The sequence below is a fragment of the SAR202 cluster bacterium genome (assembly GCA_016872285.1).
In the GTDB taxonomy this organism is placed as follows: Bacteria; Chloroflexota; Dehalococcoidia; order Lucifugimonadales.
The window spans coordinates 1-23,061 of record VGZZ01000020.1 but is presented as its reverse complement, the minus strand read 5'-3'; the positions used below and the strand labels follow the sequence as shown (position 1 = coordinate 23,061).

The 23,061-nt window shown below is 58.3% G+C and carries 26 protein-coding genes and 2 pseudogenes; 12 read left to right on the top strand and 16 right to left on the bottom strand.

All coding sequences use genetic code 11. The features are described from left to right. Positions 1-141 precede the first annotated feature (141 nt). The 6 genes and pseudogenes from FJ320_06940 to FJ320_06915 all read right to left on the bottom strand — a co-directional run bounded on the left by FJ320_06940 (position 142) and on the right by FJ320_06915 (position 3,213). A pseudogene (locus FJ320_06940) lies at positions 142-293 on the bottom strand (type II toxin-antitoxin system HicB family antitoxin). After that, a complete protein-coding gene (locus tag FJ320_06935; GenBank protein ID MBM3925711.1) occupies positions 293-523 on the bottom strand; it encodes a type II toxin-antitoxin system HicA family toxin in 231 nt (76 codons plus the stop codon). The pseudogene FJ320_06940 and the gene FJ320_06935 overlap by 1 nt, the downstream one beginning before the upstream one ends. 10 nt (positions 524-533) lie before the next feature. Continuing rightward, positions 534-2,201 (bottom strand): methylmalonyl-CoA mutase, encoded by a 1,668-nt coding sequence (locus tag FJ320_06930; GenBank protein ID MBM3925710.1) that lies wholly within the window; start codon positions 2,199-2,201, stop codon positions 534-536. Between the two features lie 31 nt (positions 2,202-2,232). Next, entirely contained in the window at positions 2,233-2,655 is a 423-nt protein-coding gene (locus tag FJ320_06925; GenBank protein MBM3925709.1) for a type II toxin-antitoxin system VapC family toxin, read from the bottom strand. After that, the gene (locus tag FJ320_06920; protein ID MBM3925708.1) at positions 2,628-2,897 is read right to left on the bottom strand and encodes a type II toxin-antitoxin system prevent-host-death family antitoxin; all 270 of its coding nucleotides are present in this window, start codon (positions 2,895-2,897) and stop codon (positions 2,628-2,630) included. Before FJ320_06920 ends, FJ320_06925 begins: the two co-directional genes overlap by 28 nt. Positions 2,898-2,922: 25 nt before the next feature. Continuing rightward, entirely contained in the window at positions 2,923-3,213 is a 291-nt protein-coding gene (locus FJ320_06915) for a hypothetical protein (protein ID MBM3925707.1), read from the bottom strand. A gap of 102 nt (positions 3,214-3,315) precedes the next feature. Here FJ320_06915 and ruvB point away from each other — a divergent pair, with 102 nt between their 5' ends. The 4 genes from ruvB (at position 3,316) to FJ320_06895 (ending at position 6,328) form a co-directional block, all read left to right on the top strand. After that, on the top strand, positions 3,316-4,350 hold the full coding sequence (gene ruvB, locus FJ320_06910) for a Holliday junction branch migration DNA helicase RuvB (GenBank protein MBM3925706.1): 1,035 nt from the start codon (positions 3,316-3,318) through the stop codon (positions 4,348-4,350). Between the two features lie 200 nt (positions 4,351-4,550). Further along, positions 4,551-4,874 carry an NIPSNAP family protein gene (locus FJ320_06905; GenBank protein MBM3925705.1) on the top strand — a complete coding sequence of 108 codons (324 nt, stop codon included), beginning with the start codon at positions 4,551-4,553 and terminating at the stop codon, positions 4,872-4,874. Between the two features lie 383 nt (positions 4,875-5,257). After that, positions 5,258-5,767 carry a nitroreductase gene (locus FJ320_06900; protein MBM3925704.1) on the top strand — a complete coding sequence of 170 codons (510 nt, stop codon included), beginning with the start codon at positions 5,258-5,260 and terminating at the stop codon, positions 5,765-5,767. 144 nt (positions 5,768-5,911) lie between these two features. Further along, positions 5,912-6,328 (top strand): response regulator, encoded by a 417-nt coding sequence (locus FJ320_06895; protein ID MBM3925703.1) that lies wholly within the window; start codon positions 5,912-5,914, stop codon positions 6,326-6,328. Positions 6,329-6,339: 11 nt separating this feature from the next. Here the strand turns inward: FJ320_06895 and FJ320_06890 are convergent, their stop codons facing one another. Continuing rightward, the gene (locus FJ320_06890; protein MBM3925702.1) at positions 6,340-7,032 is read right to left on the bottom strand and encodes a molybdenum cofactor guanylyltransferase; all 693 of its coding nucleotides are present in this window, start codon (positions 7,030-7,032) and stop codon (positions 6,340-6,342) included. A gap of 211 nt (positions 7,033-7,243) precedes the next feature. On the opposite strand from FJ320_06890, the pseudogene FJ320_06885 reads away from it, so the two are divergent. From FJ320_06885 to cofH, 3 genes and pseudogenes are all read left to right on the top strand, one after another. Beyond that, positions 7,244-7,369 (top strand): annotated as a pseudogene (locus tag FJ320_06885) (hemagglutinin). A gap of 544 nt (positions 7,370-7,913) precedes the next feature. After that, a complete protein-coding gene (gene cofG, locus FJ320_06880; GenBank protein MBM3925701.1) occupies positions 7,914-9,260 on the top strand; it encodes a 7,8-didemethyl-8-hydroxy-5-deazariboflavin synthase subunit CofG in 1,347 nt (448 codons plus the stop codon). A gap of 149 nt (positions 9,261-9,409) precedes the next feature. Next, positions 9,410-10,783 carry a 7,8-didemethyl-8-hydroxy-5-deazariboflavin synthase subunit CofH gene (gene cofH, locus FJ320_06875; GenBank protein MBM3925700.1) on the top strand — a complete coding sequence of 458 codons (1,374 nt, stop codon included), beginning with the start codon at positions 9,410-9,412 and terminating at the stop codon, positions 10,781-10,783. An 817-nt stretch (positions 10,784-11,600) separates the two neighbouring features. Here the strand turns inward: cofH and FJ320_06870 are convergent. Then, positions 11,601-12,035, bottom strand: coding sequence for a hypothetical protein (locus tag FJ320_06870; protein MBM3925699.1), 435 nt, complete (start codon positions 12,033-12,035; stop codon positions 11,601-11,603). Between the two features lie 288 nt (positions 12,036-12,323). Then, on the bottom strand, positions 12,324-13,265 hold the full coding sequence (locus FJ320_06865; protein MBM3925698.1) for a fumarylacetoacetate hydrolase family protein: 942 nt from the start codon (positions 13,263-13,265) through the stop codon (positions 12,324-12,326). A gap of 386 nt (positions 13,266-13,651) precedes the next feature. On the opposite strand from FJ320_06865, the gene FJ320_06860 reads away from it, so the two are divergent. Then, positions 13,652-14,629, top strand: a complete 978-nt coding sequence (locus FJ320_06860; protein MBM3925697.1) for a 2-phospho-L-lactate transferase — start codon at positions 13,652-13,654, stop codon at positions 14,627-14,629. Beyond that, positions 14,619-15,272: a 2-phospho-L-lactate guanylyltransferase gene (gene cofC / locus FJ320_06855; GenBank protein MBM3925696.1), complete on the top strand. Its 654-nt coding sequence runs from the start codon at positions 14,619-14,621 to the stop codon at positions 15,270-15,272. The genes FJ320_06860 and cofC overlap by 11 nt, the downstream gene beginning before the upstream one ends. A 12-nt stretch (positions 15,273-15,284) precedes the next feature. Here the strand turns inward: cofC and FJ320_06850 are convergent, their stop codons facing one another. The 7 genes from FJ320_06850 to speD form a co-directional block, all read right to left on the bottom strand. Next, on the bottom strand, positions 15,285-15,890 hold the full coding sequence (locus tag FJ320_06850) for a hypothetical protein (protein ID MBM3925695.1): 606 nt from the start codon (positions 15,888-15,890) through the stop codon (positions 15,285-15,287). A gap of 79 nt (positions 15,891-15,969) precedes the next feature. Next, the gene (locus tag FJ320_06845; GenBank protein MBM3925694.1) at positions 15,970-16,449 is read right to left on the bottom strand and encodes a peroxiredoxin; all 480 of its coding nucleotides are present in this window, start codon (positions 16,447-16,449) and stop codon (positions 15,970-15,972) included. A 97-nt stretch (positions 16,450-16,546) separates the two neighbouring features. Continuing rightward, positions 16,547-17,077: a hypothetical protein gene (locus FJ320_06840; GenBank protein MBM3925693.1), complete on the bottom strand. Its 531-nt coding sequence runs from the start codon at positions 17,075-17,077 to the stop codon at positions 16,547-16,549. Positions 17,078-17,089: 12 nt separating this feature from the next. After that, on the bottom strand, positions 17,090-18,286 hold the full coding sequence (nifS, locus tag FJ320_06835) for a cysteine desulfurase NifS (GenBank protein MBM3925692.1): 1,197 nt from the start codon (positions 18,284-18,286) through the stop codon (positions 17,090-17,092). A gap of 135 nt (positions 18,287-18,421) precedes the next feature. After that, the gene (locus FJ320_06830; protein ID MBM3925691.1) at positions 18,422-19,534 is read right to left on the bottom strand and encodes a hypothetical protein; all 1,113 of its coding nucleotides are present in this window, start codon (positions 19,532-19,534) and stop codon (positions 18,422-18,424) included. A 3-nt stretch (positions 19,535-19,537) separates the two neighbouring features. After that, positions 19,538-20,452 (bottom strand): agmatinase, encoded by a 915-nt coding sequence (speB, locus tag FJ320_06825; protein ID MBM3925690.1) that lies wholly within the window; start codon positions 20,450-20,452, stop codon positions 19,538-19,540. 9 nt (positions 20,453-20,461) lie between these two features. Beyond that, entirely contained in the window at positions 20,462-20,875 is a 414-nt protein-coding gene (gene speD, locus FJ320_06820) for an adenosylmethionine decarboxylase (protein MBM3925689.1), read from the bottom strand. A 152-nt stretch (positions 20,876-21,027) separates the two neighbouring features. On the opposite strand from speD, the gene FJ320_06815 reads away from it, so the two are divergent. From FJ320_06815 to FJ320_06805, 3 genes are all read left to right on the top strand, one after another. Next, positions 21,028-21,972, top strand: coding sequence for an ATP-binding cassette domain-containing protein (locus FJ320_06815; protein ID MBM3925688.1), 945 nt, complete (start codon positions 21,028-21,030; stop codon positions 21,970-21,972). Next, the gene (locus tag FJ320_06810; protein ID MBM3925687.1) at positions 21,969-22,700 is read left to right on the top strand and encodes a hypothetical protein; all 732 of its coding nucleotides are present in this window, start codon (positions 21,969-21,971) and stop codon (positions 22,698-22,700) included. The genes FJ320_06815 and FJ320_06810 overlap by 4 nt, the downstream gene beginning before the upstream one ends. A 40-nt stretch (positions 22,701-22,740) precedes the next feature. Then, positions 22,741-23,061, top strand: a 321-nt coding sequence (locus FJ320_06805; GenBank protein ID MBM3925686.1) for a hypothetical protein, incomplete at its 3' end; no start/stop codon positions are given.

The window sequence follows — 23,061 nt, the reverse complement described above, 5'->3', positions numbered from 1 at the left end:
TTTTTCTTCCTTCATGCTAGCCGAGTATTTAGTCTTGCTCTTGCTGGACGTAGGCACCCTGATATCCAATTCTCTTACCACTACATCTGAGACTTTCATCCAGTCTTCCACTGAGCCGTCGTTGCCCTGCTCTGCCTCGACCTCCAAAAGTAATTCCAGCGCCTCTTTTCCGTTCTTCAGAGCCTCCTCTACTGTTTCGCCTTCTGTTATGCAATTAGGATGCCAAGGGAAAAAGCCTGATATCCACCATCAGGCTGAGAAAGAAGTATTACAGTTAGCCTTTTTGTCTTCATCACAAGACCTCTTCGGCCATGTTATCAAAATCTTCTCTGGTTAAACTTGCTGTCTTGAGTATCGAGTAAAATGTGCCAATAGAAACCTCTCTGCTTGACATTGGCACTGCAATATTTCGGTATGCCCCTGCTTTCGTAAGGATAGCATGTCTGCCACGCTGGCGAGTCTGTCGCCATCCTAGGTGTTCCAAAACAAGGTTTAACTCTCTAGGTTGATAGCGTTTGGGCATTCGGAGAAGCTTACACCCCCGCCATCTCCCTCTGCTCCCCAAACACCTTCCTTAACACGTCGCATATCTCCCCCAGCGTGCACCGCACCTCCACCGCCTCCAGTATCGACGCCACCGAATTCTCCTCCCCTCGCGCCGCCTCCTCCAGCCTCCCCAGCGCCTTCTTCGACACGCCTGCATCCCGCCCCCTGCGGAACCTTTGCAGCCGCTCCATTTGCCGCTTCGCCGCTGCCTGGTCTATCCGCAGCAGACCTTTAATCGGTGGCTCCTCAGTCACATACTTGTTCATCCCAACAATTATCCGTCGACCTTGCTCCACCTCCCTCTGGTGCCGGTACGCAGACTCCCCTATCTCCCGCATCTGAAACCCCCGCTCCAGCGCCGACACCGCGCCCCCCATCTGGTCGATTTGCTCGATATACTTCCATGCCGCCTTCTCCAGCCTGCCCGTCAGGTCCTCTATGAAATACGATCCCCCAAGCGGGTCCACCACGTCGGCCACCCCGCTCTCGTTGGCCAGTATCTGCTGTGTCCTCAGCGACAGTTGCGCCGACTCCTCCGTCGGCAGCGCCAGCGCCTCGTCCTTAGAGTTCACATGCAGCGACTGCGTCCCTCCCAGGACCGCCGCCAGCGCCTGCACCGTCGTTCGCACCACGTTGTTGTCCGGCTGCTGCGCCGTCAGCGTCACCCCCGCCGTTTGTGTATGAAATCTTAGCATCATCGACCGCGGGTTCTGCGCCCCAAACCGTTCCTTCATTATCTTCGACCACATCCGCCGCGCCGCCCTGAACTTCGCCACCTCCTCGAACAGGTTGTTATGCGACACGAAGAAGAACGATAGCTGGGGCGCGAACTCGTCCACCTTCAGCCCAGACTTCACCGCCGCCTCCACATATGCGATGGCGTTGGCAAAGGTGAACGCTAGCTCCTGCACCGCCGTCGCCCCCGCCTCCCGCATGTGGTACCCACTGATGCTGATGGCGTTCCACCTGGGCACTTGTGCCGAGCAGTACTTGAACACGTCCACCACCAACCGCATAGACGGCCGAGGCGGGTACGCATAAGTCCCTCTCGCGATGTACTCCTTCAGAATGTCGTTCTGCAGGGTCCCGCTGATCTTATCCAACCCCACGCCCCGCTGCCGCGCCACAGCCATATACAGGCACAGCAGCACCGACGCCGTGGCGTTGATGGTCATGGACGTACTGACCTCCTCGAGCGGGATGTCCTTCAGCAGCGTGTCCATGTCGTCGATGTGGCAAATCGGCACCCCCACCTTCCCCACCTCACCCTTGGCTAGCGGGTGGTCCGAGTCGTAGCCAATCTGCGTCGGCAAATCGAAGGCCACGCTCAGCCCCGTCTGCCCCTGCTCCAACAAGTACCTGTACCGTCGATTGCTCTCCTCCGCCGACGCATACCCCGAATACTGCCGCATCGTCCACACCCGCCCTCGATACATGTTCGGCTGCACCCCGCGAGTGTACGGGTACTCCCCCGGATACCCCAGTTCCCGCCCGTACTCAAACCCGGCGTGATCCAAGTCCTCTGGCGCGTACGCCGCCTCCACCTCCAACCCCGACTCCGTCTCGAACCTCTCCTGACGCTCCGCAAACCGTCTCACCGACGGTTCCAGCGTCTTCTCCTTCCACTCCTTCTTGCTCTTACTAGCCACGTTCACTCCTCAATCTTCGGCTGCTTATATTAAACACTCAAAGGTTAGCCCGCCTGACAGTTAAGTCAGGCACCCGTCCAAAATCCCGCAGGTCCAGTGTAAGTACATCATATCCGTATGTCAGCGCCGTGGCAGCAATCATTAAGTCTCTATCACCTATTAGACCTCCGGCCGCGGCCATTCGATCCCAAAGTGCTGCATGAGTCCTTGCTACCTGTAAATCAAATGGCACTACGGTGACCAGTGACAGCGTCTGTTCCACAAAATTTTGCCTTCTCATGCGCCGTTCCTCTGAATCTGCCCTATGGACACCTATGAGCAGTTCCGCCGCCGTCATCGAAGCCAGGTATGATTCCTCGTCGCCTAACGACTCAATAAACCCCTCCAGCGGCTCACCGCTACGCTCCAGGCTGATAAAAACGCTGGAGTCAATCAGGACGGCCACGATGGCGGCTCCGATTTGGACTGCCTCTTCTGTATCTCCCTCAAGTCCTTGGCAAAGTCCTCATCGGGCCATGGTACTTTCTTCAGGCTGCCCATAAGCTCACGAAATGTAACTGATTTGGGCGGCGTTGCCGGGCCTATGGTCGCAATAGGCATACCGTTGCGCGTTACTGTATAACGCTCTCCTTTGTACTTCACCTTATTCAATATCTCAGACAGCTCTCTCGCCAATTCTGTTGCCGTTATCGTCTTTTCCATTCGACACCATCGCAATTAATGTGTTTTAGATGCTCCTTGGTGGTTCCATCATAGTCTCCGAGTTATGAATCTCTTCAAGGTCCTTCCAAAAGTCTTCGTCTGGCTTGGATATTGTATCCCACAGATCTACGAACTCTTTTACTGTTATTCCTTTCTTGGATTCTATCGGCCTTATGATTGCTACGGGTATCCCGTTGCGTAACACTGTAAACCTCTCACCTCTCTTAACCCTATCTAGAATTCTTGATAGTCCCCTGGCCAACTTAGTAGCCGTTATTACCTCTGCCATAGCCACACCATAAAGTCTGATTATCATATTTTACACAACTCACCGCCCAAAAGCCATCCTAACTCTCCTCCAAACCCGCTCCCCACCTTCGTTGCCCTCCCCCTCCGACGCCTGTACAATTGACGTACCATGACAACAGAACGTTTGGTCTCAGGCAAGGCCCACGACGAAGACCAGGGTATAGACCTCTCCCTCCGGCCCCGCTCCCTCAAAGACTTCGTCGGCCAGGACAAGATTAAAGACAACCTCTCCATCGCCATCCAGGCCGCCCAGCTTCGCAAGGAGCCCCTCGACCACATCCTCCTCTACGGCCCCCCCGGCCTCGGCAAGACCACCCTCGGCCACATCATCGCCCGCGAGATGGGCGTCAACATCCGCGTCACCTCCGGCCCCGCCATCGAGCGCGCCGGCGACATGGCCGCCATCCTCACCTCCCTCAAAAACGGCGACCTCTTGTTCATCGACGAGGTCCACCGCCTCAGCCGCCCCGTCGAGGAGGTCCTCTACCCCGCCATGGAGGACTTCTTCCTCTCCTGGGTCATGGGCAAAGGTATGGGCGCCCGCAGCGTGAACCTCAAGGTGAACCCCTTCACCCTCATCGGCGCCACCACACGATACGCCATGCTCTCCGCGCCCCTTCGAGACCGCTTCGGCTCCATCTACCGACTCGAGTTCTACAACCTCCCCGCTATGGAGTCCATCGTCCGGCGCTCCGCTACCATCCTTAACGTCGACCTCGACGCCGGCGCCGCCCGCGAAATCGCCGCCCGTTCCCGCGGCACCCCTCGAGTCGCCAACCGCCTCCTCAAGCGCGCCCGCGACTATGCCTTGGTTCTTAGCGACGGCAAGGTCACTAAAAAAGTCGCCCTGGAAGCTCTCGCCAAGCTGGAGGTCGACCCCCTCGGCCTCGACGATATCGATCATCGTCTCCTCCGCAGCATCATCGAAAAGTTCTCCGGCGGCCCCGTCGGCCTCGACACCCTCGCCGCCTCCATCAGCGAGGAGGCCGACACCATCATGGACGTCTACGAGCCTTTTCTATTGCAGCTCGGCTTCCTGGACCGCACCCCGCGAGGCCGCACCGCCACCCCCCGCGCCTACCAGCACCTCCGGATTCCTCCCCCCAACAAAGAAAAAGACTCCCCCCAGGCCAAGCTTATCTAGCGCTTCGAACACTGTGTCCTCTTCTTTTTACTTTCTCCCCCTTGATGGGGGAGAACAGAAGAGAGGGTGAAACCCTAGCACTACGCTCCGTCCGCCAGACTATGTAACTTTCCTTAACAGCTCTTGTGTCTCTCAGTAAGGGTATAGCCCACTACCCAAATTACCCTTAAAATCTCTCCAACGCCCCCAGGGGAGGAAAAATGATCTACGAACTCAGAATTTATTACGCCATGCCCGGCAAAATGCCCGCCCTCATCGACCGCTTCGAAAAACACACCGAAGCCCTCTTTAAAGAACTCAGCATGGAATGCGTCGGCTACTGGACCGAGGCCGTTGGCGACAGCTCCAAGTTCTACTACATGATGCGATTCAAAGACCAGGCCGACATGGAGAAAAAGTGGCAGTCCTTCCGCGACTGCGGCAAGTGGCCCGCCATCGCCGCCGCCACCGAAAAAGACGGCCCCCTCATCTCCAAAGCCGTCAACACCGTCCTCCGCCCCACCCGCTACTCCGCCATGAAGTGACCTCAGCACGTCACCCTGAACGTGAAACAGACTTTAACGCCTCGGCTAGCCCCTTTGTCTTTTGCCCCCTGAACGCCTGGTGCTAATTGAGGTTCGATAAGCATGAAGGGATCAACTGCTTCCAAGAAAATTCCTTCCCCCTTGATGGGGGAAGGCGTAGGATGAGGGTGAAACACTGTGGACTCGATACTTTATCAATGCCACCTTCCATCACTCTTCCATCACTCTTCCATCACTCTTCCATCTCTAAAGCGTACCGGGATAACTAGCACTAGCCATCTTCAGAGGGAAGACTAAAATGGGGTGCCCTCCGTTCTCATTTAGATAGCAATTGGCCCTATCTGCTTAAGGTCGTCCTTTTATAGTCAGAAAGAAGGTCAACCATGGAAGCCTTCAAGACAGTCCGTACCATCCTCGCCGTCCGCGACTACCAGGAGAGACCCCTGCCCCCCGACCTCCTCCGCCGCATCCTCGAGGCCGGGCGCCTCACCGGCAGCAGCATGAACGGCCAGCCATGGCACTTCATCGTCGTCAACGACCGTGACACCCTCCACCGCCTCGCTGGTACGACGCCTTCCAGGTCCTACGTCGCCCAGGCCCCCATAGCCATCGTCGTAGCCATCGAAAAGTCCCCCTACTCCGTCTCCGACGCCAGCCGCGCCATCCAGTCCATGGTTCTCACCGCCTGGTCCGAGGGCGTAGGCTCCAACTGGGTTGGCTTCTTGAGGTCTCTCGACCAGGTCAACGCGCTTCTAGGCATACCCAAAGAACTCGATGTGATAGCTGTCATACCCCTCGGTTATCCCAAGAAAACCCTTGGCCGAGGCAAAAAACAGCGCAAACCCCTCTCTCAAATAGCCCACCGAGGCCGCTTCGGCCAGCCCTTTGAATAACTCCAGGCGTACGATGATTCTCTCCTACCACCCTTTATCATCGACGTTACATGCCCTCCCCAGCACCTTTGGTGGTCTCCACCCTAGTGGCGCCTCGCCATGAGCCTGGAAAATTAGACATGCCTAGGGAAAAGGTGTCTGCATATGGAAGCATCCCACCCAGTTAAAGTTCTAATAGTTAATCACGAGCCTCTAGTTTGGGACCTGTTCAGGGCCATCTTTTTTGAGCGTGACTGGCAGCTCTTCTTCGCCGCCGATAGCAAAGACGCCCTCGAGATGGCCTGGAACCACCAGCCCCCTCTAGTCTTTATCGACGTCACCGTTCCTGACGGACTGGCATGGATCGCCATTGACCGCATTAAACACCATCAGCGCACCTCTCACGCCAAGGTCGTAGTCCTCATGTCCATCGAGCAGGAATTACAGAAAACTAAAGTCCAAAGGCTAGACGTCGACGCCCTGATGTTCAAACCCTTTAACCTACGTCAGGTCCGCGAGTTGTCCGAGTCCCTTCTCCAGAAGGATGGAATGCCAGGCTCCCCCATCGCTTCCCTGCGATAGGCCATCTGCTGCTAAGCCTCGTTGAGCAGCAGCCACTCCTCACCCCCCATCGCCTCCGCCAGCGCCCAGTCCCCCGGCGTGTCCACGCTAAAAACCGATCGTAGCCCTGGGTCTCGCGCCTCGCACTCCCCCTCCTCCACCCACTTCACCCTCACCCCACCCAGCACATCCCGCAACCCCTTCCCCTCCGACACCATCCCCTCCGCCACCCCCAAACATCCCCTCGACCACACCGCATGCAGCACCTGTGCCCGCCCATGCACCACCGGCACCACCGCATCCCACGGACCTCTTCTTGGCCCCTTGCCGCCACGTAGGGGCGAGGTCACTTCACCCTTCGGTTCTTCTTTCCTCTCCCTTGATGGGAGAGGATTTAAGGTGAGGGTGAAACCCTGCTGACCAGAAACCATTGCCACATCCACAAGCCACTGGAGTAATCTCTGATCCAAAAACGGCATATCGCACCCAACCACCAGCGCCCATTGTCCCTTCACCGCCCTCAACCCCGATACCAACCCCCCCAGCGGCCCCCCGTGCGGCTCCTCATCCTCTACAATCCTAACCTCATACCCCTTCAAATCCGGCAACCGCTGCCCCACCGCCCTCACCACCAGCACCTCCTCCGCCACCGACGACACCGCCTCCACTACCCGCGACAGCATCGTCCTCCCACCCACCAGCAGCGACGCCTTCTCCACCCCCATCCTGGAACTCCTACCCCCCGCCAAAACAATCGCGCTCACCTTCACCGGCGGTCCTTTGAGCGAAGGGCCGATCGCCCTGAGCCTGTCGAAGGGTCGGCCCGAAGCGAAGCATCCGGCCTTCGCCTCCCCACCATCACGGCCGCCGCCACCATCACCAGCGCCGACGGCGCGTAAAACATCCCCACCGGCGCCAACGACACCGCACAAAACGCCAACATCACCCCCACCGTCACCCACAGCGCCCCCCGACTCCGCCTCCACCACCCCACCGCCGATCCCACCGCCACCACAACCACCGGCCCCACCAACAGCCCTACCACCCACCACCCATTCTCCTCCACAATCGTCGCCGACGTGCTTTTCACTTCCATCACACCTTCTGCTGTCACCACCACCTCCTCCTCCGAATACATCGGCGCCACCAGCAGCGCCATAAACGCAGCTATGGCAAGAAGGTTAGCAATTAGTAATAAGATTTTCGCAATCATTACTAAGACCTCTACGAGAGAAAGCCTGCATTCTATGAAAAATCCCGTTGACTACATGGCATTCTATATTCCTTTAATGAAATCAAAAAATGAACCGTATAATATACTATCCGCCAAAAATTTCAGAGGTTTTACATGAAAATTGAGATTAGTTTAGAGAAGCAAGAACTTCGAGGAACCCAAGCTGTCTCCTTTGAAGTCAGAGACTCTTCCGGAAGCAACATTGGTACTTTGATAGTGGGCAAAGCTGGCATTAGATGGCAAGAACCGAGGGCGAGCATTAACGCAAGGACTAAATCCTGGAATCAAGTGGCCGATTGGCTTCGTGAAGGTCGGGTAGTTCGTAAATAGTAGGGCTTTGTCGTCCTTTTCGTTCAAGGCTACAATACCCCCATGACCCCCATCACCACCCATAACCCCATCTGCCCCACAAACTACCCCATTCAATCGGGGCAAGCCGACGTGTCGGCTCTCGCCACCACCCTGGGCCTCCTCCCCGCGCCCTCCGACCCCCTCTCCTCCCTCTCCCCCACCCTCCAACCCCTCGTCTCCGCCGCCCTCGACGGCCACCTCCCCGACGACACTACCGCCCAAACCCTCACCCACTCCACCCCCCAAGACCTCCCCGCTCTCTGCCGCACCGCCGCCATCCTCCGAGACCAAGGCCACGGCAACACCGTCACCTTCTCCCCTAAAGTCTTCATCCCCCTTACCCAGCTCTGCCGAGACTTCTGCGGCTACTGCACCTTCCGACAGTCTCCCTCCCAAACGGACCGCCTCTACATGACCCCTGACCAGGCTGTGGAAGTTGCCTCCGCCGGCCAGCGCCTCGGCTGCACCGAAGCCCTCTTCACCCTCGGCGAGCGCCCCGAGCAGCGGTACCCCCAGGCCAAGCAGTGGCTCGCCGGCCGCGGCTTCCGCACCACCCTGGACTACCTTGGACACGTGTCCACCCGCGTCCTGGACAAGACCACCCTCCTCCCCCATGCCAACCCCGGCACCATGTCCCGCCGCGAAATGTCCGGACTAAAACCCCTCAACACCTCCATGGGCGTCATGATGGAGGTCCTCAGCCCCAGACTCACCCTCCCGGGCATGCCCCACCACCGCGCCCCCTCCAAGTACCCCGCCGTCCGACTCAAGACCCTGGACATCGCCGGCCAGCTAAAAGTCCTCTTCACCACTGGCATCCTCATCGGCATCGGCGAGACCCGTCAGGAGCGCATCGACACCCTCCTCGCCATCCGCCACTCCCACCAGACCTACGGCCACGTCCAGGAGGTCATCATCCAGAACTTCCGCGCCAAGCCCGCCACCGACATGTCTTCCCACCCCGACGCCTCCACCCTGGACCTCCTATGGACCGTCGCCGTCGCCCGACTTATCCTTGGCCCCCACATGAGCATCCAGGTGCCGCCCAACCTCAGCGCCAGCGACTACCCCATCTACCTCCTCGCCGGCATCAACGACTGGGGCGGCGTCTCGCCCCTCACCATCGACTACGTCAACCCCGAGGCCCCCTGGCCAAGCCTCGCCGACCTCCACCGCCACACCGCCGCCCTGGGCTTTAACCTAAAACCTCGCCTTCCGGTGTATCCTAGATATATACTGGACGAGTCCGATTTTCTCCCTCAGCCTATCCGCGAGCGCGCCCTTTCTCTGGCCGACTCCGATGGCTATGTGAAAGGGGGTATCCAACGATATGTCCGCACCAACACCGCCTCCTCATCATCGCTATGAAAATGCCGAGGTGCCATCTAATTTCCTTTCCCCTCTTGGACGCCTGGTGGTAATTGAGAGCTTAGGGGTGAGACACAAGGACTGCCAAGCCACCAAGAAAATCCCTTCTCCCCTTGTGGGAGAAGGCGCAGGATGAGGGGTGAAACCCTATGGACACAATCCGCACATCAAAGCCGACAAACCAATTCCGCTCAGATCAACAAGGCGTGGACGATTCTGCCCGGGATTCGCTGAATCGACTCCTCTCCACCGTTCGTCCCGACGTCGCCCGCGCCCTCTCCACCGCCCTGGACGGCCACGATATCTCTGTCGACCAGGCCGTCGCCCTCCTTAACACCACCAGCCTCGAGCTCAACGCCACCATCACCGTCGCCGACGAGCTTCGACGCCGCGCCGTCGGCGATATCGTCACCTACGTCGTCAACCGAAACATCAACTTCACCAACGTCTGCATCAAACGCTGCGGCTTCTGCGCCTTCTCCCGCGACCACCGCACCGAGGAGGGCTACCTCCTTCCCACCGAAGAAATCGTCCGCCGCGCCCGCGAGGCCTGGGACCTGGGCGCCACCGAGGTCTGTGTCCAGGCCGGCCTCCCTCCCCAAATGGAGGGTGATCTCTATATCCGCCTCACCGAGGCCATCAAAGCCGACCTCCCCGACATCCACATCCACGGCTTCTCCCCCGAAGAAGTCCTCTACGGCTCCGTCCGCTCCAAATGCTCCATCGCCGACTACCTCAAGGCCCTCAAGGACGCCGGCGTCGGCTCCCTTCCAGGCACCTCCGCCGAAATCCTTGACCAGGACGTCCGCGACCGCATCGCCCCCGGCCGCATCAACGTCGCCCAGTGGACCGAGGTCATCACCACCGCCCACCAGCTCGGCATCCCCACCACCTCCACCATCATGTACGGCCACGTCGAAACCTCCGAGCACCAGGCCCGCCACATCGCCTACATCCGCGATATCCAGAAGGCCACCGGCGGCTTCACCGAGTTCGTCCCCCTCAGCTTCATCAACGCCGAGGCTCCCATGTTCTTCCGCAAGAAGGTCTCCGGCGTACGACCGGGCGCCACCGGCCTGGAAGTCCTCCGAATGCACGCCGTCTCCCGCATCATGCTCAACAACTGGATTCCCAACCTCCAGGTCTCCTGGGTCAAGGAAGGCCTCAAGGTCTCCCAGATGCTCCTCGCCGCCGGCGTCAACGACATGGGCGGCAGCCTGATAAACGAAAGCATCTCCACCGCCGCCGGCGCCCTCCACGGCCAGCTCGTCCGCCCCTCCGAGTTTCGACACGCCATCCGCGACGCAGGACGCATCCCCGCCGAGCGCCACACCACCTACAAGCTCAAACGCGTCTTCGATAACGGCGACGAGCCCCTGGACCCGTTAGACCTGGTGGAGGGCAACCTTGAAGAACGATTCGGCTCCTACAACAAGCTCGTCAAAATGTCCACCTTCCGATTCCACCACCCCAAAAAGACCGCAGACGCTACGGTTAAGCCTAGCACACCTTCTATTTCTTAAAATTTCTCCCCTCCTCATGAGGAACCGCCTGAATGCATATCTTTCTCTCAGGTTCTCCCTCTTCTCCTATTGCAATGGAGAAGAGGGAGCTAGAGGGTGATGAGGTGATCCTTATTTGTTCCTTCCCCTTCCAGCAGGCTGTACTCAGTCCCGATGCAGTCGGGAAAGGGGACTAAGGGGATGGTATCTCGATTAAACACAAGGCCTGCCTTCTCGAAAGACGTACCCGTGAATAGTCGAGGTATTTGAGCGGTATTGGATATGAGAAACTTCTTCTCCAACTTCAAAGCCTATCCCGCGCCTCTCCCCACCAAACTCCGCCTCGCCCTCCGCAACAACTGGCGCAAAATCAAGACCCGTCGCCCCTGCTGCGGCAACCTCGGCCAGCCCGGCTGTTGACGCCCCGCCCCCTCCTCCAGTCCGGAGGGCCACCCCCACATGCACACCTAGGCTGCCTTGTGTGCTGACTGTATACGCTCTTCCCAGCCCCCCTTCTTCTTTCCTCTCCCCTTGTGGGAAAGGACTATTGAACACCTTTTGAAATACTATTCGGAAAATGAGGGGTAAACCCTGGAAGTACAATACACTCAATAGAACCACGAATCCATTTCTCTTTTATCATAATCTCTCCCAACCCGCCCTCCCTGACTCGCCAAATCCGAAGTAGTCGCCCAGTTCCGCGCCCTCGGCATCAGACGCGGCGGCGTCCTACCCTTCCTCCACCTTCCCACCACCTCTTGCACCGAATGCGACCTCGCGCGCCAAAGCACAATTCACGCTGGATAGACATTTTCTGAGAGCCTCCGTCCCAATCCTTTCACATTTCAACCTTCGGCCACTTCCATGCGTATCGGACAACGAGTAAAAGAAGAGCAACTTCTACAATAGCGGCGAATACAAAGTAAAATACCCACGACTCTCCTATCGCATTCCCTATCGAAACAGCGACATACAGTGCAGCCACTATGATGTTCATCCAGCGATTCACTTTGGCTGGCATTGCCAGAGACAGGAACACCATCAGGCTAGGGAACGTCATTAACGCTAGTCCTCCCAACGCCCACCCTTGGGTAATCTCGAATTCCCAAACTATGCCTGCCAGGATGTCCTCTATGACCCCCGGTTTATAGAAGCTGATAACATCCACATACAGGTATACGAACATGAGGCTTGCCCACAATGCTGCCAGCTTCAGTTTCACGTTTACTCTGATGTCCTCTAGCTCCCTTGTGGCATTTTTATTTGCGCGCATCATTTACCTCCCTGGTTCCGAGCGAGGTTCGCCTCCGGCAGACTCAGGGGACGAATCTAATCGACCGCTATTGAGTCGACCCATCGGTTTAACCACACGCCTCGAATGGCTCTCGTTTATTATATTCTCTCCCGTCAAGGGAGAGAATATAAGCGCCTGCCCTGAGCGTAGCCGAATGGGTGAGGGTGAACACTAGCTCAACGATACTGTATCAATGCCGCCTATCATTGTTCTCAGACTTTGTAGGGGCAGGTCACAGACCTGCCCCCTTGTCCCCTCTGGAATCTCCTACCTACTCCTCTTCCCCAATCTCTCCAGCCTCGCCGGCCCGTTAATCTTCTTTATCTCCTCCGCGCTCTTCTCCAACCTCGGCTTCCTATCCCACTCCCTCCCCAGCTCGTCGTTCACTCGCACCATCAGGCGGCCAAGGCCCTCCGCCTCCATCTCCACCACATCCCCGTTCTGAATCGCCGCCAGGCCTCGATGGTTCGTCCCGCAAGCGATGATATCCCCCGGCTGCAGCGTCGTCATCCACGTCACCCACTCCACAATCCGAGGTATATCGTTCGCCATGTCGCTGGTCGAATAGTCCTGGTACAGCTTCCCGTTAATCCATGACTTCACCTGCAGCTTCATCGGATTCTTTATCTCGTCCGACGTCGTTATCGCCGGCCCCATGGGCCCAAAGGTGTCCCACGTCTTCCCCCAGAAAAAGCTCCCGCTCCCCTCCGGCCTGAACCCTCGCGCCGATATGTCGAAAAAGTTCGTGTAGCCGAAGATGTACTCGTGCGCTTTCGACCTCTCTACCTTGCTCGCCTTCTTGCCGATGACTATCCCCAGCTCCGCCTCCTGCTCAAAAATCGTCGCGTCGGCGTCCGGCAGTATCACGGTGTCCCCGTTCCCGATGACGCAGCTCGCCGACTTGTGGAACGCGTTAATCTCCGCCGCCTTCTCTCGAGTCCCGTTCTCCATATAGTTCACCGCCATGGCGACAATCCGGGGCGGCTCCGGCAGCGGCGCTCGCAGCCTCACCCCGCTTACCACCACCCCTTGCGACTTGCTCGCCGCCGCCTCTATCAACCGCCGGTGCCTCGGAAAGTCCCCAATCACCTGCCTTATCAGGTCCTGCGGCGACGTGTGTACTACCCCCCTCACCGCCTCGCTCACGTCCACAATCCTGTCTCCCTTAATCACACCCAGCTTGTAATCGTCAAAAAATGCCAGCTTCATAACAAACCCCTTTCCTCTGCCTCAAAATTCGGCCGACTTTATCCGTTCCCCACTTATGCGCCCATTATTACCAAGACCGTCATAATAATCCAGCGAGGCTGCGACGGCGTGATAGGAACAGCCGTAGGGACGGGTCTAAGACCAACCTCCTTACCCTGTCCTCTCTATCCTCCCAGTGACAACTTCCTCTTGCCTTAAGCGCCTCCAATCCCCTACCCTTTACCGCATGTGCACTCACCTATACCCAGCGGCCTTCTGTCATCCCATCCGTATGGCAGTCCATAACCTGCCTTGGGTCGGTTGCTATTCGTTTGTATATTCGTTTGTCAAATAAAAAAGATGTTAAGAGATATTGCCACAAAACGACTCCCTGAAAACATACCTCTATGCCTAACCTCACATCTCCCTCCATCCTCGCCCTCGCCGGCGGCGTCGGCGGCGCCAAGCTCGCCCTCGGCCTCACTCGCGCCCTTCCTCCCGACCGCCTCACCATCGTCGTCAACACCGGCGACGACGATGAATTCCACGGCCTCCACGTCTCCCCCGACCTCGACACCGTCATGTACACCCTCGCCGGCCTCAACGACACCCATAGAGGCTGGGGACTCGTCAACGAGACATGGAACTCCCTGGCTATGCTCACTCTCTATAACGCCGACGACACCTGGTTCAACCTCGGCGACAAAGACTTCGCTACCCATATCCGGCGCACTCATCTTCTCCGCCAGGGCCACACCCTCTCCCGTATAACCGAAGACCTCTGCAAGCGTCTCGGAATCAAGCACGCCGTAGCCCCCATGACCGACCAGCCCGTCCGCACCCTGGTGGACACCAATGAAGGCCTTCTGCGCTTTCAAGAGTACTTCGTCAAGCGCCACTGCGAGCCCGCCGCCCGCGCCGTTCAATACAAAGGCGCAGCCAAAGCCCGCCCCTCTTCCACCTTCGACGCCGCCCTCAAGACGGCCGGGGTTCTGGTATTCTGCCCCTCCAACCCCTTCCTTAGCGTCGCGCCCATACTAGCCCTCAAAGGCGTCCGTAAACGCATTGAGGCCTTCCAGGCCCGTCCTGAGCAAGGTCGAAGGGGCAAGCGCATCGCCGTCAGCCCCATCGTCGCCGGCGCCGCCGTCAAAGGCCCCGCCGCCAAAATGATGGCCGAGCTGGGCATGCCGGTAAACTGTGTCGAGGTCGCCAAATGGTACCAAGGCCTCTGCGACATTTTTATCATCGACACCGCTGACAAGGCCCACGCCCCTGCCATACAATCTCTCGGCATGGAGCCCGCCGTCGCCAACACCATAATGAACACCCTCGACGACAAGGTCGCCTTGGCCCGTTTTGTGCTCCAGCTAGCCCATGTCGACTAGCCCCGCGCCCACCCCCCCCGCTCCAGTCATTATCATCCCCGTCAAACCTCTCGCCCAGGCCAAGTCCCGCCTCGCCCCTCACCTCGACCCCCAGCAGCGCCAGCGCCTCACCCTCAACCTCCTCCGCGAGTCCCTCCGCGCCTGCCAGGAGGCCGCCCTCGAGACCTGGGTCGTCGCCACCGACGACCCCGTCCGCCGCCTCGCCGCCGACCACGCCGCCCTCTGGAAAACCGACCCAGGCCCCGACCTTAACACCATCCTCCACCTCACCTTCCGCACCGCCTGGGACACCCACAAAGCTCCCCTCTTCCTCCCCGGTGACCTCCCCTACGTCAAAAAGCGCGACCTGGACATGCTCATCTCATCCTCCCCCCACCGAGACACCGCCGTCCTCGTCCCCGCCCAGCGCAGCGGCGGTACCAACGCTATCTTCCTCCCCCAGCCCATTGCCTTCCAGTTCATGATGGGCGAGTCCAGCTTCAGAAAGCACGTCGCCCAGGCCGCCTCTATCTTCCTTCCATTCACCATCAACTACTCCCTCGGCCTCACCCTTGACCTCGACACCTGGGAAGACGCCCAGGAATACGAAAGCCTCACCCCCGGCCTCATCTACCGCCTCACCGCCCCAGACGCCGCGCCATAAGTGTAGGCACTCCTACAAGGTCATAATCCCCATGGCGGCGCCGGCGATGACTGGAATAGTGAAGTTATCGTCCAGCGGCAGAGGTAATATCTCCACCACCGAGGCTACAGCGGCGCCGGCCAGAAGCGCCCATAGTGGTGAGGCCACGTCGGTAGACCAGAGGAGAAAGGAAAGAGCCATGCCGGTGGCCAATAGGGTCAGGGTGCCCACGGGAGACTTGCCGTTGAGCCGCCAGCCGGGAGCGCGGCGGCCAATGATAGCCGCCATCGGATCGCCAGCCGACAGGAATAGGAAAGCGGCCACGGCGAAGCCTCTGTCGAGGAACAGGAAGCAGAATAAGGCTGCTATGACCATATGGGTAGAGCCGGTGAATCGCCGGCTCTCAGCGTCTTTGAGAAGCGGCTTGAGGTAACGTAGCAGGAAGGTGTTGAGGGGTGGGATGAACATGCGCGCGGCTTCGACTATAAGGGAGAGCCCAGCCAGGACAGATAGGAGGACAATCATAGCCTCCTTGGACGCGAAGACGCCTATGATAGGTATAGAGCTGCCGGCGGTGAGATGGAACAGCCGGCGCCAGGGAGGCGGGTGTACCTGACGTGTCGGGGCAATGTCAGCCATGGCGAATATTATAAGGCAGGCCAGGCGCTATGCCTCGGCCTGCCTTATCGTAATCTCGAATCAAAAGCGAAGCCAGCGACTACTTCGGTAGCTTTGCCACAGCCTGGTTAATCTCGTCATAGTTAGGCTCTACGCCGGGGGATGGCGTGACCTGCTTGTAGCGCACGGTGCCGCTCTTGTCGATAACAAAGACGGCGCGCCGCGAAGCCGTATACCCCTCCAGCTTCGCGAAGTTGGGCAGAGAAACGCCAAACTGGTTTACCACTATTCGAGAGTAATCACTGAGAAGCGGAAAGTTGAGGTTGTTAGCCGTGGCCCAGCCCTTCTGGGCAAAGGGTGAATCCACGGAAATGCCTATAACCTGGGCGTTCATCGTGTTGAGCTTGCTCGCGCTGTCTCTAAGAGAGCAAGCCTCTTTGGTGCAGACGCCGGTAAACGCGCCCGGGAAGAATGCCAGAACAACGTTTTTGCCCTTGGCCAGGTCGCTGAATTTCTGAGGGGTGTTGCCGCTATCGGGCAGCGTAAAGTCCGGGACTTTTTGTCCAACGTCTACGGCCATGGAGTCCTCCTGTGTAAATGGCGAGAGTTAATAAGCCGGGAAATGCCTGTAATGGTATCAGGAATAGTGCCTGGTACAAAGTAGGGAACGCGGGAGGCTAGAAATCAATGATGATGACGTCGCCGCCGGCTTCCCACTTGAACTGCTCAAGCTTATCGCCCTTGGGCACGTCGAATACCAGCCACCCATTCAGTTCGTAGCCCTTTTCCAACTCCTGGGTGCCGCGAACAAAAGGGATGTATCGGTTCAGGCTGGGATGCTGGCCGCTGCCATCGAAAGGCTGCTTAACCTGGGCAGTGTTGACAGACTTAACTGAACCGGCACTGGCAAGGGTTATTTCGGCAGGCTGGCTGTCTATATCCATGAAGGCGACGTCGGCGGCGTGGTTCCCAATGCGGGCGTGAAAGACCAGAAGGTCATTGCCGGTGGAAGGCTTGATGACGTATGTGTTCTTGTCGTCTTCCTGGTAGACCACCTCAGGCACGGTGAACGATTCTACAGGCGTTACCTCCAGGATAGGTCCCTGGAAGGTTCGGCCCCAGGACGCGGAGCCTCCAAAGCAGGCGGCGGTGGGGCCTATCGCAGCCACAAGGATAACCAGGGTTATGAACGCTCGGTAAAACTTCATGTCTACTACTCGCTATGTTCCAGTTGTTGTGAGCGAGGGCATCTCGCGAAGGCGGTGGACCAGGTCGGGAAGGACGGAGAGCAATCGGTCCACTTCATCGTCTGTATTGTTGCGTCCAAGGGTAAGCCGCAGGCTGCCGCGGGCCAGGTCCGCGGACTGGCCCAGGGCCAGGAGAACGTGGGAGGGCTCCAGGGAGCCGGAGGAGCAGGCGCTGCCGCTGGAGGCGCAAATGCCCTTCATGTCCAGCCCAAGCAGAATAGGCTCGCCTTCAACATTCTCAAAGGAGAAGTTGACATTATTCGGCAGTCGTTGGATGGGATGGCCGTTGAGATACGCGTGAGGTATGGACGCTTGCATCCCCTGGATAATGCGGTCTCGCAGACGGGCGCAGTGGGCAGCGGTCTGCGGCCGCTCCTCTTCCGCCAGCTCCAGGGCATGGGCCGCGCCTACAATACCGGGGATGTTCTCCGTTCCGGAGCGCCGCTCCCGCTCCTGCCCGCCGCCCAGTTGCTGGGGCAGCCAGGGAGTGCCGCGTCGAATAAAAAGAATGCCTACGCCCTTAGGACCGTGGAACTTATGGGCGGAGAGACTCAGCAGGTCGACGCCCAGGCGCCTCACGTTGATGTCCAGCAGGCCGGGAGCCTGGACGGCATCGGTGTGGACTACCACCGTGCGCTCAAGCTGCTGGGCGCGCTCTTTCACAGCCCTGGCGATCTCAGGAATAGGCTGGATGGCGCCGATTTCATTGTTGGCCAGCATTACGCTCACAAGAATGGTACGACTGGTGATGGCGTCCTGGACTTTTTGTGGGCTGACCTGACCGTGCTTATCCACCGGTAGATAAGTGACCTCAAAGCCCTGGTTTTCAAGATACTGGCAGGTGTGGAGTATGGCGTGGTGTTCGATGACCGAGGTGATAATGTGATTCCCTGTATGCTTGAGCGCCTCCGCGACGCCTTTGAGGGCCGCGTTGTCAGACTCGGTGCCGCCGCTGGTGAACACAACCTCGTTGGAGCGGCAGCCCAGTACCCGCGCCACCTTCTCTCGAGACTCATCCAGCGCTTTTTTAGCTTCCTGGCCCACAGTGTGTATACTGGAAGGGTTGCCGAAGAGCGAGGTGAAGTAGGGGAGCATAGTCTCAGCTACACGGGGGTCCATGGGAGTGGTGCCCGCGTGGTCCATATAAATGATGTGATTAGGGACGGTCATTTTGTGTTTTGTGCGTCTTCGCGCTCCGCCAGGTATTGTAGCACAGGGGTGGCGCCTTCGCCGTGGGACGGCCTCATAGACGGAATTGAGAAATGTGCTTAGAGATACTCTATAGGAAACTTGTTAAGAAACCGTTTAGGCGGGCTGGGAGGGGCGGTTCTTAAGAGTGTGTAGAGCGTGCTCCTGGGTAATGTACCCACGGCACTGCTGGCCGTCGAAAACTAGCGCCATAGGGGAATTGCGGTTTTCAATCGCCTCCAGGGCGGAGAGAGCCGTGGACACGGGAGAGACCACGGGGTATCCGTGGAGCGGTCGCATGGCCTCCCCAACTCGGGTCGACGCCCACTTGTCTCTGGGTACCCGGTTCATGGCGCGGAAGGTTATGACCCCCAGGGATTCTTGCCCCTGTACCACCAGGTAGAGGTTATGCCTATTGTTCAGGATGTCGCTGGCCAGAGACTCCAGCGAGGCGTCGGATGGGACCACGCCAAAGGAGGGATTCATGATCTGCGCGGCGGACAGACCTTCCAGTTGCTGCCGTACTTTGAACTGGCGGTAGCTGGCGCTGGCGGCCATGGTAAGAAACCAGCCCATAGCGCTGATCCATATCCCCTGAAATTCCTCCATGAACAAAAGCATAGCTAGGCCCCCGGCAATCATCAGGAAACCCATGGCCTGGCCGGCCCGGGTAGCCATAAGGGTAGCCCGCCAGTAGCTGTTCGTCGCCGCCCAGATAATGGAGCGCAAAACGCGGCCGCCGTCCAGAGGAAATCCAGGGAGGAGGTTGAACGCGGCGAGAGAGAAGTTAATCCAGGCAAGCGTGAAGAAAAGGGCCCCAAGGTGGTCGCCGAAACGGTCGAAGGCGAAATATAGGCCGGCGAACAGGCCGCACAGGATCAGGCTGGAGAAAGGGCCTACGGCGGAAATGATGAACCCGCTGAACGGACGCTCAGCCTCGCGGGATATCTGGGAGACCCCGCCGAAGATGAACAGAGTAATGCCCTTTACCGGTATTCCCTTCCTGATAGCCAGGACGCTATGCGAAAGCTCATGGACAAGGACGGACGCGAAGAAAAGTACGCTGGACACAATACCCAGAGTCCACTGTTGCGCGGCGGACCATGCGGGATATAGGTCGCCGTACTGGCGGGACAGGACAAAGGTGACCAGACCTAGTATTAAGAACCAGCTATAACTTACACCCAGGGGTATGCCCAGCACGCGCCCCAGACTAATATTGGCGCCCATGCGCTAGCCTTTTGAAGTTTTTGCTTTGTCAGGCCCCAGGGTAGCGGAATAAGCTATAAGCTTATACACCAGCTTGGCCGCGGTGTAGGAGCAGGCGTTGGGGCCTTCCTCGGGGCTCAGCTCGGTGACGTCGAAGCCAACGATGCGCCGCTGCCTCGCGACATCCTTTAGCAGCCCGGTCATATGCGCCCAGGTCATACCGCCAGGCTCAGGCGTACCCACCGCCGACATAATGGAGGGGTCCAGGGAGTCCAGGTCCACGCTGACGTACACAGTAGGACTCAAATGTTTAAGAACGTCGTTGATCTTGGGCAGGCTGGGGGACTGGGCGTCCCAGAAAAAGGTGGCCGCGCCGCCCTTCTTGATGAAATCCCGCTCTTCCAGGCTGATGCTTCGTACGCCGACTTGCACCACGGGGCACATCTCGCGGACTCGACGCGCTGCAGTTGCGTGGCTGTAGGGCGTGTCCATGTAAGAGGCCCGCAGGTCGCCGTGGGCATCCAGGTATAAAACGGATAGGTCTTCGTATAGCGACGCCATGGCCCTGACAGCCCCTACAGTGACGGTATGCTCGCCGCCCAGAACGGCCACAATCTTACCCGTCGAGGCGTATTGTTGAACTACATGCTGGATCCGCTCCACCATCTGGGCTGGGCCGGCCATATGCGGTTCAAGAAATGGAGTGGTGTGTATGCCCAGGCTAGCCACATCCAAGTCTAGCTCCTGGTCATAGTCTTCTAGAGTCCCGGAAGCCTGGATTATCGCCATCGGGCCGTAGCGGGATCCGGTGCGATAGGAGGTAGTGCTGTCGTAGGGCACGGGCAGGACCACTGCGCGAGCTTTTCGGAGGTCTGACTGTTCGGGCGTGAGAGCTAGGAAGTTGAAGGGAACCCAGGAAATGTCAGGCGTGGAGGCCACCGGCGGTGCCTAGTTGTCCGCCGGGCCAGCCACCTGCTCCCGAACTCCTCGCGGGCGGGCCAGACTGGGGTCGTAATGCTCAAGGCCCCGGTCCACCTGCCAGGTCTTCATGTTCTGCAGGCGGAACTGTTCCTTGACCCTGTCCAAAGCTTTCTGAGAGTCGAAGGCCTTACATGAGAAGATATCTATATTCATGTAGCTGCGCTCTGGAAAGGTGTGAACGCTGATATGGCTCTCGGCAATAACCACAAAACCGGAAACACCGGAATCCTCGGGCTTGGGAGCGTCGTATTCTAATACAACGGGCCCGTAAATCTTATTCATGCCGAGGGTAGCCGGAAACTCCTCCAGGAACTTGTGAACAAAGTCCCTATCCCACATTCGCTGGGTATCGCCAGCGTAACCGTCAATAAGAAGGTGCACCCCCCTACTCCTTAGCTAGTAGTTGTTGGAAAGTTTAGCCCTAATATTGGCAAACACGAATATTTAGAATATCATTCTAGGCTGTCCTACACAATAGCTTTAATTTGCGCGCGGCAGTTGCTCTAGAGCGGAGATAAGTTTCCATGGCAACCATGGTAGAAGCCAGGAATTTGACCAAGTCCTACGGCAATTTCCTTGCTATAGAAAACGTAAACTTTGAAGTGAAGAAGGGTGAGATAGTGGGCTTCCTCGGCCCCAACGGCGCGGGGAAGACCACAACCATGCGTATTGTCACTGGCTTCCTGCCGCCCAGCAGCGGTTCGGCCCTGGTAGCCGGCTTCGACCTGGTGGACCAGTCCATTCAGGCGCGGTCTCACATCGGGTACCTGCCGGAGACCGTGCCCCTCTACACGGACATGACCGTAGAAGACTACCTGTCTTTTATGGGATCGATTCGAGGGATGAAACAGAAGACCATAAAGGCACGCGTCGACTACGTAATCGACGCGTGCCGCCTCGGCGATTACATGTACAGCCATATCGGCAAGCTGTCCAAAGGGTACCGGCAGAGGGTAGGCATCGCCCAGGCCGTGCTCCACGAACCGGACGTGCTGGTCCTGGACGAACCCACCATCGGCATCGACCCTATCCAGATTGTCGAGACGCGGCAGTTGATTCGGGACCTGGCGGGGAGCCACACGGTGATCCTGAGTACCCACATCCTGCCCGAAGTCAGTATGTTGTGCAACCGTGTGCTGATTATCAACCAGGGGCAAATTGTCGCGGAGGACACGCCTAGAGACCTGGCGGACAAGCTCCAGGGCGTGGAGCGTCTGGAGGTGGAGGTGGTAGGGCCCAAGGTGGAGGTCATGGAGGCGCTGCAGAAAATCAGAGGCGTCATTGACGTGACTTGCGTGACCGCAGGGAACACGGACCGTAATATATTTCGGATTCGCGCGCGGCGCGGGCTGGACCTGCGGCCTACGGCATCCAAGACAATTATCAGCAACGGATGGTCTCTTTTAAACCTTCAGCTTATGGGCATGAGCCTGGAAGAGATATTCCTCAAGCTCACTACGGAAGAGGCCTCTGTTTGAAAAATACCTGTACCATTGCCTGGAAGGAAATAAAAGGCTATTTCTCCAGCCCTATGGCGTATGTGGTGGCCCTGATCTTTGTGGCCCTGACAGGCTTCTTCTTCGTCCGCAGCGTGGACAGCGTTCTAACCGGCGCGAACTTTCCCGAGGCAAGCCTTAGGGACATGTTCAGGCAGATGTCCCTCTTCCTCATGCCCTGGCTGGCCCCTGTACTGACCATGCGTCTGCTGGCGGAAGAGCAGAAGATGGGCACCATAGAGCTGCTGCTAACATCGCCGGTCAAGGACTGGGAAGTCGTGCTGGGCAAGTTCATAGCTTCCATGGCCTTCTTCCTCGGGGCATTGGCGCTCACCCTCTGGTACGTGCTGATGCTGGTGTGGCGTGGGAACCCCGAGCCTGGCCCACTGCTGAGCGGATATCTTGGCGTAATTCTCTTTGGCGCCTCAGGCATAGCCATAGGCCTGCTGGCTTCCTCCCTGACCAGCAACCAGATTGTGGCGGCGGTGACGTCGCTAGGAATACTGGTGCTGCTGTCGTTCTTAGAACTGGCGGCGGACCAGGTCACCGGCATAGCCTCCACCATCGTGTCTCAAATAGGTATGACCACCCATTTCGATGATTTTGTGCGTGGCGTTATAGACACCGGGAACGTTGTCTACTACGTAAGTTTGATTGCCGTCTTCCTCTTCTTGACCGTCAGGTCCCTGGAGACGCGCCGATGGAGATGAAGTGAGCAACGATCCGCGCGTAGAACGAACGTCAGGGACAATGCTGGACGCTGTGAAAGGCCTGGGACAGGGCCTCGGGACCGTGGCTGCCACCGCAGGCCTCCTAAGCGTTCTCTGCATCGTCGTAGGCCTGGTAATAGTGGGCCTGGTCTCGGAATTGAAGACCCTCGGATATGTCATCCTGGGTATTGGAATCGTACTGTTGGCCACTGCGCTGGTCGTGTCCCGTAGGAATGTGGCCGGGACTATAGCTGCCAGGCAGGGAAGATACAGCACCAACGTCATTGTTATGACAGTGGCGTTCGTGGGTCTAATAGGCGTGCTGAACTTCGTGGCCTTCGACAACCCCTTCCGGTGGGAC

Excerpts from the sequence above, each read along its gene's own strand:
- FJ320_06935 (MBM3925711.1), bottom strand. The coding sequence starts at position 523 with ATGCCCAAACGCTATCAACCTAGAGAGTTAAACCTTGTTTTGGAACAC.
- FJ320_06920 (MBM3925708.1), bottom strand. The coding sequence starts at position 2,897 with ATGGAAAAGACGATAACGGCAACAGAATTGGCGAGAGAGCTGTCTGAG.
- FJ320_06915 (MBM3925707.1), bottom strand. The coding sequence starts at position 3,213 with ATGATAATCAGACTTTATGGTGTGGCTATGGCAGAGGTAATAACGGCT.
- ruvB (MBM3925706.1), top strand. The coding sequence starts at position 3,316 with ATGACAACAGAACGTTTGGTCTCAGGCAAGGCCCACGACGAAGACCAG.
- FJ320_06905 (MBM3925705.1), top strand. The coding sequence starts at position 4,551 with ATGATCTACGAACTCAGAATTTATTACGCCATGCCCGGCAAAATGCCC.
- FJ320_06900 (MBM3925704.1), top strand. The coding sequence starts at position 5,258 with ATGGAAGCCTTCAAGACAGTCCGTACCATCCTCGCCGTCCGCGACTAC.
- FJ320_06895 (MBM3925703.1), top strand. The coding sequence starts at position 5,912 with ATGGAAGCATCCCACCCAGTTAAAGTTCTAATAGTTAATCACGAGCCT.
- FJ320_06890 (MBM3925702.1), bottom strand. The coding sequence starts at position 7,032 with ATGGGGGTGGAGAAGGCGTCGCTGCTGGTGGGTGGGAGGACGATGCTG.
- cofG (MBM3925701.1), top strand. The coding sequence starts at position 7,914 with ATGACCCCCATCACCACCCATAACCCCATCTGCCCCACAAACTACCCC.
- cofH (MBM3925700.1), top strand. The coding sequence starts at position 9,410 with ATGGACACAATCCGCACATCAAAGCCGACAAACCAATTCCGCTCAGAT.
- FJ320_06870 (MBM3925699.1), bottom strand. The coding sequence starts at position 12,035 with ATGCGCGCAAATAAAAATGCCACAAGGGAGCTAGAGGACATCAGAGTA.
- FJ320_06865 (MBM3925698.1), bottom strand. The coding sequence starts at position 13,265 with ATGAAGCTGGCATTTTTTGACGATTACAAGCTGGGTGTGATTAAGGGA.
- FJ320_06860 (MBM3925697.1), top strand. The coding sequence starts at position 13,652 with ATGCCTAACCTCACATCTCCCTCCATCCTCGCCCTCGCCGGCGGCGTC.
- cofC (MBM3925696.1), top strand. The coding sequence starts at position 14,619 with ATGTCGACTAGCCCCGCGCCCACCCCCCCCGCTCCAGTCATTATCATC.
- FJ320_06850 (MBM3925695.1), bottom strand. The coding sequence starts at position 15,890 with ATGGCTGACATTGCCCCGACACGTCAGGTACACCCGCCTCCCTGGCGC.
- FJ320_06845 (MBM3925694.1), bottom strand. The coding sequence starts at position 16,449 with ATGGCCGTAGACGTTGGACAAAAAGTCCCGGACTTTACGCTGCCCGAT.
- FJ320_06840 (MBM3925693.1), bottom strand. The coding sequence starts at position 17,077 with ATGAAGTTTTACCGAGCGTTCATAACCCTGGTTATCCTTGTGGCTGCG.
- nifS (MBM3925692.1), bottom strand. The coding sequence starts at position 18,286 with ATGACCGTCCCTAATCACATCATTTATATGGACCACGCGGGCACCACT.
- FJ320_06830 (MBM3925691.1), bottom strand. The coding sequence starts at position 19,534 with ATGGGCGCCAATATTAGTCTGGGGCGCGTGCTGGGCATACCCCTGGGT.
- FJ320_06815 (MBM3925688.1), top strand. The coding sequence starts at position 21,028 with ATGGTAGAAGCCAGGAATTTGACCAAGTCCTACGGCAATTTCCTTGCT.